Origin of the sequence: Burkholderia sp. 567 (assembly GCF_040545115.1) — a bacterium.
Taxonomy (GTDB): Bacteria; Pseudomonadota; Gammaproteobacteria; order Burkholderiales; family Burkholderiaceae; genus Burkholderia; species Burkholderia ambifaria.
In genome coordinates, this window is the sequence record NZ_JBEPLG010000003.1 from 69,443 (window position 1) to 84,188 (window position 14,746).

Sequence of the window (14,746 nt, forward strand, 5' to 3'; positions counted from 1 at the left end):
TTCGTTGACCATTTCGTCCAACACGCAGGTCTACCTGCGGCAAAACATCCAGTTCGAACCGCTGATCAACGGCTGGTACGCGTGGTTTCACACGCTTCCGCCGTTGACCGCCGCACTCAACGTGGCCGAGCGGTTCCTGCCGCTGATGAAGTCCTATGTCGCGTCGCCGATGATGCATGCGGCGGCGTGCAAGGATCCGGCGATGCGCGGCGGCCCGTTCCTCGATCTGGACGGCAAGCGCGTCGACGAGATCCGCGCGCTGATCGAGCAGACCACCCGGCGCGCGACCGGGCAACTGGAACTGGCGAAGGCCTATAAGGCCTTCTCCACGCTGCTGCTGGAACAGGCCAAGGGGATGGCGTCGGACCCGCTCTACCCGCAGATTCCCGAGGTGTTGAAAGGCTATGTCGAGATCTACTACGACCTGAACCACAACCCGTCCTTTCGGGTCTACGAGAGCTTGCTGTACGCGAGCCCGCTTTATGTGCGCGACGCGCAGAGCATCGCGCTGTCGGCGATCGACGAGCACACGCCGCGGCCATTCATTCTCAGCACGCCCCGGCTCAGCGACGAGCGCACGGTGTTCAGCAACACGGCCTTCGACGATCGCGCGCTCGACGTGCTGTTCCGCATGCGCGACACGCCCGGCAGCTACGCGAAAATCGTCGATCTGATGCGCGTGGAGGAGAAGGACGAGCCGCTGTTCCGCTCGTTCTTCGTCGAGGAGGCGCCGGCACCGAAACCGGATCGTTCGTTCGATGGCGACGACATCCGCATCCGTTACTACGGCCACGCGTGCCTGCTGATTCAGAGCCGCGGCGTGAGCATCCTGATCGATCCGGTGATCAGCTACGGCTACGACACCGCGCTGCCGCGCTATACCTTCGCCGACCTGCCGGACCAGATCGACTACGTGCTGATCACGCACAGCCATCACGATCACATCGTGTTGGAAACGCTGCTGCAGCTTCGCCACAAGGTCAAGACCGTGGTGGTCGGCAGGAACCTGGACGGTTTTCCGCAAGATCCGTCACTGCAACTGGCGTTGCGCAAGCTCGGCTTCGACGACGTGCTGGAAGTTCGGGATGCTCAGGAAATCAAGGTGACCAACGGCGCCATCACCGCCATTCCGTTCCTGGGCGAACACAACGACCTGGCGATCCAGAGCAAGCAGGGCTTCATGATCCGCTTCGGCACGCGCTCGGTGCTGTGCATCGCCGATTCGTGCAACCTGGACCCCACCCTTTACGAGCACGTCTTCCGGCTCGCCGGCAAGCCGGACACCCTGTTCGTCGGGATGGAAACCGAGGGCGCGCCGCCGTCGTGGGTCTGTGGCCCGCTGTTTCCCAAGGCGCTGCCGCGCGACATCGATCAGTCGCGCCGTGCGCGCGGCTGCCAGTTCGGCGAGGCCGCCGCGCTGGTGGACGATTTCGCGTTCAACGCGGCCTATGTCTACGCGATGGGTCAGGAGCCGTGGCTGAATTACCTCCTCGACAACACCTTCGACGAAAACTCGCCCAGCCATATCCAGTCCACCCAGTTCGTCGCGCACTGCAAGGCCAAGGGCATCGATTCCGAAATCCTGTACGCGACGAGGGAGATCGTGCTGTGTCAGAACTGAATCTCAACACGCTCTCGACCAGCGGGCAATACCAGGAACACGTGGCGTTCTGGAGCGACGCGCTCGGTCGCATCGACGAAGACTTCCGGCTTCAGCAGGCGTGGCAAGCCTATGCGCTGCCGCTCGGCCCGGCACCGGAACTGACGTTCGAGCTCGACGGCGATGCGTCGCAGGTGCTGGAGAAGCTCGCTGCCGGTCAGGCGTTGGGCGCTTTCGTCGTGCTGCTGGCGGCCCTGTTCCGTGTCCTCGGGCGCTACGACGGCACGGCCGGCCTGTTCGTGGAGTCGCCGCACCTGATCGTCGAACCCGCGAGCGGTTCGGCCGACCCCGTCCCGCTGTTCGACGCGATCCAGCCCGGGCCCACGGTACGCGCGTATCTGAACCAGGTTCGCGACAGGGTACAGCGCAGCTATTCGTATCAGGACTTTCCGATCGCCGCGCTGGCGCACAAGCTGCATGGCGAGCGCCGCACGACCAACGTAGGCGTGCGCTTCGACGGTCTTCATGAAGAGTGGCCGTCGGCGGACTACGACCTGTCGATCGAGATCCGGCATCGCGAGCGCTACGAGATCGTGCTGACGGGCCGGCCGACTGTGTTCACGCTGCATTATCTCCAGCATGTCGCGCGGCACCTGCGCAACGTCCTGGCCGGCTTCGGCACGCTGGATGCGCCGCTCGACACCGTCTCGCTGCTCGACGACGACGAACGTGCGCGACTTCGTTCGCATGCGGCGCCCGTCGCGGTGCAGGGCACCTTCCTGGCGCAGTTCGCGCAACGGGTCGCGGCCGCGCCGGACAGCATCGCCGTGGCGACCGCCGACGCATCGCTGACCTATGCCGAACTGGACGATCAGGCGTCGCGGCTCGCGAGCTTCCTGCTCACGGAATACGCGATCGAACGCGGCGACGTGGTGGGCGTGGTGGCCGACCGTTCCGAGCGCTGGATCGTCGGCCTGCTCGGCGCGCTCAAGGCGGGCGCGGTGTATCTGCCGCTCGACCCGGAGTTTCCGCAGGAGCGCCTGCGCTTCATGATCGAGGACGCGAAGGTCAAGGCGCTGCTGACGCACTCGGAACACCTGCCGCTGCTCGCCGATTTCTGGGCGATTCCGATGTTCGCCCTCGACTTTCAGCTCGACACGCTGGCACCCGCAGCGGCATCGGCGCAGGTCGAGGTCCGGCCGGACGACGCCGCGTACATCATCTACACGTCCGGCTCCACGGGCGTGCCCAAGGGCGTCGTGCTCGAACACGCAGGCCTCCTGAACATGGCGCAATACCATGTGGACGCCTTCGGTTTCGATGCCGCCGACCGGTTCGTCCAGTTCTACTCCCCGGGCTTCGACGGTTCGATCATGGAGATTTTCGTCACGCTGCTCGCGGGCGCGCGCCTGGTGCTGGCGAAGCCTGCCGTGATCCGGGACGTGCCGCGTTTCGTCGAATATATCGCGCAGCAGGGCGTCACCACCGTCAACGCGACGCCTGCCTATCTCGCCGCGCTCGACTGGAACGCGCTCGGCGCCGTGAAACGGGTCATCAGCGCGGGCGACAACGCCCGCGTGGCGGATCTGCGCGAGCTGGCCCGCACCCGCACGTGCCACAACTCGTACGGCCCCACCGAGGCCACCGTCTGCATCGCGGACTACGTGGTCGATCCGGCCACCGCCTACGGCGCCCGTCTGCCGGTCGGCCGGCCGATCCACAATACGCACCTGTACCTGCTCGACGAGCACGGGGCACTGGCGCCCGAGGGCTGCACGGGGGAGATCTGCGTGTCCGGCATCGCGCTGGCGCGCGGCTACGTCGGCCGGGACGACCTGACTGCCGCCGCTTTCGTCGACCACCCGTTCGAGCCGGGCGAGCGCCTCTATCGCACCGGCGACCTCGGCGTCTGGCTGCCTGACGGCAATCTGGAAGTCACCGGGCGCCGCGACATGCAAGTGAAGATTCGCGGCTATCGCATCGAAATGGGGGAAATCGAAGCGGCGCTCAGGCAGCACGCCGACGTCGCGGACGCGATCGTGTTCGTGCGCGAGGACACGCCGCAGCACCGGCAGCTGGTGGCCTGCGTCGAGACGGCGACGGCCAGCGTCGCCGGCCTGCGGGCATACCTGAAGGAACGCCTGCCCGAGTTCATGGTGCCGGCATCGATCGTGACGCTCGAACGGTTGCCGCTGACACCGAACGGCAAGCCCGACCGCAAGGTGCTCGCCGCGCTGGAACTGGCGCCCGTGGCGAGCGAAGCCGAGTATGCCGCGCCGACCAATGACGTCGAGGCGCGCCTGGGCACGATCTGGTCGGAGGTGCTGGGCCGCGAGCCGATCGGCGTGCACGACAATTTCTTCGAACTGGGCGGCGACTCGATCCTGCTCATTCAGGTGATGTCGATGGCCCAGCAAGTCGGCCTGCGATTCACCGCCGATCAGTTTTTCGCCCATCCGACCATCGCCGACCTCGCCCGGGTTGTCGTGGACGCGCCACCCATCCGGATTCCTCAGGAGCCGGTGGTCGGTCCCGCCCCGCTGACGCCGATCCAGCATTGGTTCTTCGCGCAAGACGTGGCGGATCCGCACCACTACAACCAGTCGACCATGATCGAGGTGCCCGCGTCGCTGCGGCCGGACGTGATCGAGCGCGCGCTGGCGGCCGTCGCGACGCATCATGACGCGCTGCGGCTGAGTTTCGAGCGCGTCGCCGGCGCGTGGCAGCAATCGCATGCGGCGCCGCCGCTGGCGATCCCGCTCGGCGTCACGTCGCTGGCCGGCGCGGCGCCCGCCGCGCGGCAGGCCGAGATGCTCGCGACCGCCACCCGCATGCAGGAAAGCTTCACGTTGTCCGCGCCGCCGCTGCTGCGCGCCCACCTGTTCCAGTTCGGTCCCGGCGAGCCGCAGCGCCTGCTCGTGGTGGCGCATCACCTGGTGATCGACGGCGTCTCGTGGCGCATCCTGTTCGAAGACCTGTACACGGCGTGCCGCCAGCTCGAGGCGGGCGAAGCGGTGCAGCTCCCGGCCAGGACGACGGCCTGGCGCGACTGGTCGACGCGTCTGTCCCAACTCGGCGCGAGCGCGCTCGACGGACTGGACTATTGGCTCCAGGCGAACGCCGAAGAACCGTCCGGCTTCGACGACATGCCGGTCGGCACCGTCGCCGAAGCCGGCTCGACGTTCATCGAGTTCGACGCCCAGCAGACGCTCGCGCTGTTGCAGGACGTGCCGCGCGCCTTCAACACCCAGATCAATGAAGTGCTGCTGACGGCCCTGCTGCTCGCGTTCGGCGACTGGACCGGCAACGCTTCGCTGGTCGTCGATCTCGAAGCCCACGGCCGCGAGGACCTCTTCGACGGTGTCGATACGTCGCGCACCATCGGCTGGTTCACCGCGCACTATCCGGTGTTCCTGAATGCCGGCGACGCCACCGTGGCGGCCGAGGCGTTGCGCAACGTCAAGGAACAATTGCGCGCGGTGCCGATGCGCGGGCTCGGCTACGGCATCGCACGCTACCTCGGCAAGGACGCCGGCATCGCGGCAGCACTGGAACGGCAGCCGCCGGCGCCGGTGCGCTTCAACTATCTCGGCCAGATCGATCGCGTGCTGACCGACGACACGGGCTGGAAGCCGGTGCTCGACTTCCAGAGCCCCGAGCACAGCGCGCGCGCGCGGCGCGGCCATCTTTTCGAGATCGACGGGATGGTGTGCGACGGGCGTTTGCGCCTGACCTGGCACTACAACCGGGAAGCCTGCGCGCCGGACGCCATCGCGCAGCTGACGCAGTGCTACCGCAGCCGTCTGCTGTCGATCGTCGCGGCCAGCGGCGGCGACCCGCGCGGGCTGAGCCCGACGGATTTTCCGGCCGCGCGCATCAGCCAGGAAGCGTTGGACGCGCTTGTCTCAAGGATCAAATCGTGACATCCCCCACCATTGCCGATATCTACGAGCTCTCCCCGATGCAGGAGGCGATGCTCTTTCATGCCGTGCACTCGCCCGGCACGAGAAGCAGCTTCAACCAGCTCGGTTGCCGGATCACCGGCAGCCTCGACCCCGCGCTGTTTCATGCCGCATGGCAGCAGCTGGTCGATCGGCATCCGGTGATGCGCACGTCGTTCCATTGGGAGGAATTCGACAAGCCCATGCAGGTCGTGCACGCGCACGCCGCGCTGCCGTGGGTGCAGGACGACTGGCGCGACCTGCCGGAAGACGAACAGCGCACGCGGTGGCGCACGCATCTCGACAACGATCTGGCCGAGGGCTTCGCGCTCGATCGCGCGCCGCTCGTGCGCTGCCGGCTCGTGCGCGTCGCCGACGACGCGTACCTGTTCAGCTGGAGCCACCATCACATCCTGGCCGACGGCTGGTGCCTGTCGCTCGTCATCGAGGAAATTTTCGAGGTCTATGGCGCGCTCACGCGCGGCGCGCCGCCGGCGCTCCCCGCGGTGCGCCCCTATCGCGACTACATCCAGTGGCTGCAGCAGCGCGAACCGCAAGCCGCGCAGCAATACTGGACGCGCTATCTCGAAGGGTTCCGCTCGCCGACCCCGCTGCCCACGGCAGCGCGCGCGGAAGCGGGCGAGCGCTTCGGCCAGGGCCTCGCGCAAGTCCAGGCCGACCTGTCGGCCGACCTGAGCGCGCGCCTGCGGCAATTCGCGGCCCGGCATCACGTCACCCTCAACACCCTCGCGCAAGCGGCCTGGGCGCTCGTGCTGTCGCGTTACAGCGGGGAAACCGACGTGGTGTTCGGCGCCGTCGTGTCCGGACGGGGCGCCAACCTGCCGGGGATCGAAACCATGCTCGGCCTGTTCATCAATACGGTGCCGGTGCGGGTGCGGGTCGACCCGCGGCAGCCGCTCGCGGCCTGGCTGAAGATGATCCAGGCGCGCGTGGCCGCCCGTGCGCAGTTCGAGCACACCCCGCTTCCCGATATCCAGCGCTGCAGCGAAGTGCCGCTGACGACGCCGCTGTTCGAGAGCAACATCACGTTCATGAATTACCCGCTCGATGCGTCGCTGACGCACGGCGCGCATGGCCTGGCGGTCGACGAGGTGCAGCTTTACAACCGCGCCGACATCCCGCTCGAATTCGTCGTGACGGCGCGCGACGACTGGAAGATGGAGCTGTCGTTCGATCCGCGGCGCTTCGATGAAGACACCATGCAGCGGATGCTGGGCCACGTGGCCGCGACGCTCGACGCATTCGCGGCCGATCCGAACCGGCTGCTCGGGCGCCTGCCGATGCTGCCCGAGGCCGAACGCCGGCAGTTGCTGGACACCTTCAACGACACCGACGTGCCGTTCGACGCCGCGCGCACCGTGGTGCATCGCCTGGAACAGGCCGCGGCGGACCACCCCGAGCGGCCGGCGGTCGAGTACCGGGATATCGTCCTGAGCGCGGGCGAGCTGAACGCCCGCGCCAACCGCACGGCGCACCGCCTGCTGGCCGCCGTCGAGCTGCGGCCGGACGCGCTGGTCGCGATCTGCATGCACCGGTCGGAGCGTCTGATGGAGGCGATCCTCGCGGTCTGGAAGTGCGGCGCCGCCTATATCCCGATCGACCCCGACTATCCGGCGGCCCGCATCCGCACGATTCTCGAGGATTCCGGCGCCGCGCTCGTCATGACCTGCGACGGCCTCCTGCCGCCCGAGCTGGCCGCGCTCGCGCCGGTCGTGTCGCTCGATACCGCCACCGATATCGTCGACGACGCCAATCCCGGCCGCCCCGTATCGCCCGACAGCCTCGCCTACGTGATCTACACGTCCGGTTCGACCGGCAAGCCCAAAGGGGCGATGGTCGAGCACGCCGGCATGCTGAATCACATGCTCGCCGAAATCGACGAGTTTTCGATCTCGGCGTCGTCGGTGATCGCGCAAACCGCGCCGCATTGCTTCGATATTTCGGTCTGGCAATTTTTCACCGCGCCGCTCGTCGGCGGCAAGACCGTGATCGTCGACGACGCGTGCATCCGCGACCCGGCGTCGTTCGTCGCGACCCTGGAAGCCGCCCGGATCAGCATCCTCGAACTGGTGCCGTCCTATCTGTCCGCCGTGCTCGACCACGCGTCGGAACGGCCCGCGCTGATGCGGCACCTGCGGCACCTCCTCGTCACCGGCGAGATGGTCAGCCCGGCCCTGGTGAAGCGCTGGTTCGACGTGTTCCCGGACATCGCGGTGGTGAACGCGTACGGCCCGGCCGAAGCGTCCGACGACGTCGCGCAGCACCGCATGACGTGCGCGCCGACCACGCCTTACGTACCGGTCGGCAAGCCGGTCCGCAACGTGCGCATCTATGTCGTCGACCCGCAGATGAACCTGTGCCCGATCGGGGTTCCCGGCGAACTGTGCGTATCCGGCGTCGCCGTCGGCCGCGGCTATCTCAACAACGAGGCCGGCACGCGGGAAGCGTTCCTCGAGGATCCGTTCCGCGCGGAGAGCGGTGTGCGCATGTACCGCACCCGCGACATCGGCTGCTATCTCCCCGATGGTTCGATCGTGCTCTACGGCCGCAAGGACCATCAGCTGAAGATCCGCGGCTACCGCATCGAACTCGGGGAGATCGACAACGCGCTGGCCGCCATTCCGGAAATCCGCCAGGCGGCCGCGCTCGATTATCGCGACGACGCCGGCCGCGCCGCGCTGTGCGCGTATGTCGCGTTCCGCGCCGGCGCGTCGCTGAGCGACGCGGAGATTGCCGCCGCGTTGTCCGCCACGCTGCCGGACTACATGGTGCCCGGCATCTACGTGGTGCTCGACGCGCTGCCCTTGAGCGGCAACGGCAAGATCGACCGCAACGCGCTGCCCCCGCTGGACCGCGCGCGGCTGTCCGCTGCGGGACAGGCGCCGACCTTGCCCCGCACGCCCACCGAGACGCTGCTGTGCCGCCTCTGGGGCGAAGCGCTGGGCATTCCGGCGCCGGGCATCCACGACAATTTCTTCGCGCTGGGCGGCGATTCGATTCTCAGCATGCGCATCGTGTCGCTGGCCGCCAAGGCGGGGCTGAAGCTCACCACCCGGCTCATCTTCCAGCATCCGACGGTTGCCGAACTCGCCGCCGTGGCCACCCGCGCCACGCTCGGCGCGGCGGAGTTCGTCGCGTCGTCCGGCCCGCTGCCGCTGACGCCGATCCAGAAGGACTTCTTCGCTCAGCGCAAGGACGACCAGGACCAGTACAACCAGGCGGTCCTGCTCGACGTGCCGGCGGATGTCGATCCGGTCTTGCTGCGCCAGGCGCTGCGGCACGCGGTCAAATGGCATGACGCGCTGCGGCTGCGCTTTCGTGCGGGCGAGTCCGGCTGGATCCAGGAAGTCGTCGACGATCCTGAGATTCCCGTCGGCGTAGTCGAGATCGGGCGCGATCAGCTCGCGCAGCACGTCGCGCACGCTCATGCGAGCCTGAATCTGTCGGACGGCCCCGTCGTGCGCGCGGACCTGTTCCGCCTCGACGAAGGCCGATCGCTGCGCTTGCTGCTGGTCGCCCATCATCTGGTCATCGACGGCGTGTCATGGGGCGCGCTGCTCGAAACCGTGTACGACGCCTATACTCGCCTGCGCCACGGCCAGGCTCCCGAATTCGCGGGCGGCGGCGCGACGTGGACCGCATGGACCCGGGCCATCTCGGTTTGGGCCGGCTCCGGCGCCGCCGACGCCGACCTCGCCCACTGGCAGGCGTTGGCGCGTGCCACCCTGCCCGGCCTGCCGCTCGATCGCACCGCAACGGCTGCCGCCAATTCCGTGTCGTCCGCCGAAACGATCGTGGTCGAGCTGGGCGAATCCGCGACCGCGGCCTTGCTGGGCGCGGCGCCCCGCGCCTACGACGCGCAGATCAACGACGTGCTGCTGGCCGCGCTCGCGCGTGCCGTCGGCAACTGGAGCGGATGCGCCGACGTGCTGGTGGATCTCGAAGCGCACGGGCGCGAGGAACTGATCGCGGATCTCGACATCTCGCGCACGGTGGGCTGGTTCACGTCCGTGTTCCCGGTCGTGCTGACGGTCGATGCCGGCTCGCACGACCCGGCTCGCCTGGTTGCGTCGATCAAGACGCAACTGCGCGCCGTACCGAGCGCGGGCCTCACCTACGGTCTGCTGCGGGACCGGCTCGACGGCCCTGTTCCGCGGCCTCGGCTGCTGTTCAACTACCTGGGTCAGACCGATCAGATGCTGAACGCCGCCCGCGACTGGAAACAGGCCGCGGAGCCGAGCGGAGACGGCCGCAATGCGAAGCAGCTGCGCGAGCACCTGCTCGACGTCAACGCCTACGTGACCGGTAACCGCCTGCACGTTGCATGGGAATTCAGCCGCGCCTGCCACGACGCCGACACCATCCGGCGCGTGGCACATGCCTACATCGCGGCGCTCGAAGCTCTGGTCGCCGACCATGCCGTCCAGTCCGCATCGGCGCAGCCCGCGTCGGGCCAGCCGGCGAATGCGCTGCCGCAGGCGCTGGCCTCGGTCATACCGGACGAGATCGCCGACGTCTACGCGCTGACACCGACCCAACAGGGCATGCTGTTCCATAGCCTGTACGAACCGGCATCGGATGCCTATTTCAGCAGCCTCGATTTTCGTATCGACGGGGCACTCGACGTCGAACGGTTCCGCCGCGCGTGGGAGACGGTGGCGCACCGGCACGACATCCTGCGAACCTCGTTTCACTGGGAAGAAATCGAAAGCCCCGTGCAGGTCGTGCATCGCCGTATCGACTTGCCCTGGCATGACGAGGATCTGCGCGCGGCGTCCGCCGACGAGGCGGAGCGGCGTTGGGCGGCCTACGTGGCGCAAGACCGCGCACGCGGCTTCGACTTTACCCGGGCGCCGCTGATGCGGCTCGCGCTGCTGCGCGTGGAAGATCACGCATGGCGCTTCCATTGGAGCCATCACCACATCCTGCTCGACGGGTGGAGCTCCGCCCGGCTCCTGAGCGAAGTGGCCGCCACCTATCAGGACCTGGCGGACGAAGGCGCCCCGCAGCGCGCCGCGCCGCCCGCCTTCGCCGATTACGTGCGCTGGCTGGCGCGCCAGGACGCCACCGCGGCGGAACGCTTCTGGAAGACGAAGCTGGAGGATTTCCCGGCCACGACGCCGCTCGTGCTGGGACGCCCCGAACTCGACGGCACGGCCGCGCCGGGTGCCTATGTGGAAGAACAGCTGCTGCTCTCCGAAAGCGAGACGCGGCGGCTCGTCGCCTTCGCGCAAACGCGCCGCATCACCCTCAACACGCTCGCCCAGGGCGCGTGGGCGCAGTTGCTGGGCCGCTATAGCGGCGAGGCGGACGTCGTGTTCGGCACGATCGTTTCCGGTCGACCGGCGTCGCTGCCGGCGTCGGACGAGATGGTCGGGCTGTTCATCAACACGCTGCCGGTGCGGGTCCGCATCGACACGCGCCCGACGTCCGCGTGGCTCGCCCAGCTGCAGATGGATCTCGCGCAGCAGGAGGAGTATGCGCACTATCCGCTGGCCGACATTCAGACATTCGCGGGCCTGCCGCCCGGCGTGCCGCTCTTCGAGAGCCTGCTCATCTTCCAGAACTATCCGGTCGAGGAAGCGCTGGCCGATGCGCTGCCTGGGCTGCGGATCGGCGAATTCCAGGTGTCCGATCCGAACAATTACCCGCTGACCCTGGTCGTGACGCCGGGCAAGCGCCTGTCGCTTCAAGTGCTGTACGACGATGGCCGGTTCGACCGCGACACGATCGTCCGCCTGTTGCGCCATGTCGAAACGCTGCTCGCCGGCCTGGCCGGTGCCGAAGATCGCCCGAACCGCGGCATTCCGCTCCTCACCGCGGACGAGCGGGACGCCATCCTGCTCGACTGGAACGACAGTTTCGCGCCGGTTCCGTCCGACCGGACGCTGCCCGACCTGATCGAGGCCGCGGCCGCCGCGCATCCGGAGCGCATTGCGGTCCGCCACGGCACGGAGGTCCGCACCTATCGGGACCTCGTCGAGGGCGCCAACCGGATCGCCGGTCATCTGCTGCAGACCGCGGCGATCCAGCCGGACGACCGGATCGCCGTCTGGATGCCGCGCTCGCCACTGATGCTGGAAACGATCCTGGCCATCTGGAAGTGCGGCGCGGCCTACGTTCCGGTCGATCCGGCCTATCCGGCCCAGCGGGTCGAGACCATCCTGACGCTGGCCCGGCCGACGGTCATCGTCGCCACGGACTGCGTGCCGCCCCCGGCCCTGGCGTCGATCCCGCTGGTCGATCCCGCCCGGCTGCCCGACCCTCACGGCGCCGGGGCGCCGGCGCCCGTGACGCCGCGTTGCCGGCCCGTGGACCTGGCCTACGTGATCTTCACGTCGGGTTCGACCGGCCAACCGAAGGGCGCGATGGTCGAGCATCGCGGCATGCTCAATCACGTGCTCGCCATGGCGCGCCGGGTCGGGCTCGGCGCGCGGAGCGCGGTCGCGCAGACCGCTTCGCACTGCTCCGATATTTCGGTCTGGCAGTGCTTCGCGGCGCTGGTGTCGGGCGGTACGACCGTGATCTATCCCGATGCCGTGATCCTCGAGCCCGCGCGCCTGATCGACAGCCTTCACCGCGACCGCATCACGGCGATGCAATTCGTGCCGTCCTATCTGGCCACCTTTCTCGGCGAGCTGGAAACGCATGCGGCACCGGCTTTCCCGCATCTCGACACGCTGCTGACCATCGGCGAAACCCTGCAGCCCGCGGCCGCGCAAGCGTGGTTCCGTCTGAATCCGGGGGTCCGGCTCATCAACGCCTATGGGCCGACCGAAGCGTCGGACTCCGTGGCGCACTACAGCATGGAGCGCACGCCGGATCTGCCGGCGATTCCGATCGGCCGCCCCATCGAGAACCTGCGCCTCTACGTCGTGGATGCCGACATGAACCTCTGCCCGATCGGCGTCAAGGGCGAGATCTGCATCGGCGGAGCCGGCGTCGGGCGCGGCTACCTGTTCGACGAAGCGCGCACCCGGGCGGTGTTCCGCGACGACCCGTTCAGTCCGGAACCGGGCGCGCGCCTGTATCGCACCGGCGATGTCGGCTGCTTCGGGCCGGACGGCAATCTCCACTTCTTCGGACGCCGCGACTTCCAGGTCAAGATTCGCGGATATCGCATCGAGCTCGGGGAAATCGAAACCGCCCTGAGCGGTCTCGCCGGCATTTCCAACGCCGTCGTGGTCGTGCGCGACACGCCGGACGCGGAAAAGACCCTGTGCGGCTACGCGTCGGGCACCGGCTGGACGCCCAAACGCCTGCGCGATGCACTGCGCGACAAACTGCCGGCGCATATGGTGCCCGACACCTTGATGCTGCTGCCGGCCCTGCCCGTCATGCCGAACGGCAAGATCAACCGCGCCGCGCTGCCGCTCCCGGAGGCCGCGTCCGTGCCCGACGGCGTGCCGGTCGAACCGCGGACGCCGGTCGAGGCGGCGCTGCTGCGCATCTTCGCGGAGGTGCTCGGCCGCCAGCCGGGCGGTGTCGACGACAATTTCTTCGAGCATGGCGGCCAAAGCCTCAAGGCGATCCAGATGGTCAGCCGGATCAGGCGCGAACTGAAACTGAACGTCGCGGTCGCCGATATCTTCCATGCGCCGTCGCCACGCGCGCTCGCGCGGAAGCTGGCTTCCACGCCCGCCGACGACGCCGGTGTCGACGCGATCATCCCGGCCCTTGCCGCGCAATCGTCCTACGCGGTGTCTCGCGCCCAGAAGCGGATCTGGCTCGCCAGCCGCGGCGCGGATCCGTCCACGTACAACATGGCAGGCGCGCTGCAACTGGACGGCGCCGTCGATACGGCGCGCCTCGTCCGTGCGTTCGACACGCTGGTCGATCGCCACGAGAGCCTGCGCACCGTGTTTGCGATGATCGAAGGCGATCTGCGGCAACGCATCCTCACCCGCGAAGCCTCCGGTTTCCGCGTCGAGCAGGTGGACCTTGCGGACGATGCCGGGCCGCAAGCGATCGATGCGCTGATCCGCGCGGAAAGCGAGCAGCCATTCGATCTCGCGACGGGACCGCTCTTTCGCGTCAAGCTGGTCCGGCTCTCACCGGCGCAACACCTGCTGCTGCTGAACATGCACCACGTGATATCGGATGCGTGGTCGATTCGCGTGCTGACCGACGATCTGCATACGCTGTATGCGGGACGCGACCTGCCGCCGCTTTCGATCCAGTACCGCGACTACGCCGCGTGGCACAACGCCAGCCTGGCAGGCGCGCGTGCCGCCGCGCATCGCGCGTACTGGCTCGAGCAACTCGCGCCGCCGCTGCCCCGCCTGCAACTGGCATCCGACTACCCGCGCCCCGAGCGGCCCGGTCATGCCGGGCAGACGCTCGAAGTCGAACTGTCGGGCCCGCAGGTGGAAGGGCTCGCGCAATTGGCCCGCGCTCACCATACGTCGCTCTACGCGGTGCTCCTCGCATCGTTCTGCGTGCTGATGCACCGCTACACGGGGCGTGAGGACATCGTCATCGGCAGCGTGTCGGCCGGGCGCGACAGCGAACAGCTCGAATCGCAGATCGGGGTGTTCCTCAACACCGTCGTGCTCCGCGTGCCGGTGCGGCAATCCGCGACCGTGGAAGAAGTGATCGACGGTGTGGCGAAAGCTTCCACGCAAGCGCTGGAGCACGCGTCCTATCCGTTCGATGTCCTGCTGGAAGATCTGCGGATCCGCACCCCGGCGGGCCATTTCCCGATCTTCGACATTCAAGCGAACCACATTTCGATGCCGGCGCCTCAGCCGGGCCTTCGCATCACGGACCGCTCGCAGATGGACACCACGGCCAAGTTCGACCTGTCCTTCCAGATCGTGGAAAGCGACGGCAGGCACCTCATCCAGTTCATCTACAACACCCACCTGTTCCGCCCCGCGACCATCGCGGCGATGCGCGATCGACTGCTCGAGATCCACGACGTCTTTCTCCGTGATCCGACCACGCCGGTCGATCGTATTTCGCTCTCCGGCCATGCGCCCGCCGCCAGCCCGAGGGTCCGGGTCGGCCTGCGCCTGAAACGCACGCCCGAAGTCACCGCCGACGATGCGCTCGAGGAGAAAACGTGATGCGGGCCGGGCGGGGTTTGACCGGCGGGCGCCATGCGGCCTGCGTCGGGTTGTTTCGGATGAACAAAACGTCTCAAGGAGTTTCGTGTGCAAGACAATAACGTACTGGTCACCGA

At 67.9% G+C, this 14,746-nt stretch carries 3 protein-coding genes; all 3 read left to right on the top strand.

Features of this window, described 5'->3' with window-relative positions; all coding sequences use genetic code 11:
• The first annotated feature begins 4 nt into the window (after positions 1-4).
• From ABIC50_RS10925 to ABIC50_RS10935, 3 genes are read left to right on the top strand one after another with little or no spacing between them, the layout of a single operon-like run.
• Positions 5-1,621, top strand: coding sequence for an MBL fold metallo-hydrolase (locus ABIC50_RS10925; protein WP_175709029.1), 1,617 nt, complete (start codon positions 5-7; stop codon positions 1,619-1,621).
• Positions 1,609-5,523, top strand: a complete 3,915-nt coding sequence (locus ABIC50_RS10930) for a non-ribosomal peptide synthetase (protein ID WP_354163750.1) — start codon at positions 1,609-1,611, stop codon at positions 5,521-5,523. The genes ABIC50_RS10925 and ABIC50_RS10930 overlap by 13 nt, the downstream gene beginning before the upstream one ends.
• 38 nt (positions 5,524-5,561) lie before the next feature.
• On the top strand, positions 5,562-14,630 hold the full coding sequence (locus ABIC50_RS10935; protein ID WP_354164447.1) for a non-ribosomal peptide synthetase: 9,069 nt from the start codon (positions 5,562-5,564) through the stop codon (positions 14,628-14,630).
• The last annotated feature ends 116 nt before the right edge of the window (positions 14,631-14,746 follow it).

Coding starts and splice junctions, on each gene's coding strand:
- ABIC50_RS10935 (WP_354164447.1), top strand. CDS start 5,562: ATGCAGGAGGCGATGCTCTTTCATGCCGTGCACTCGCCCGGCACGAGA.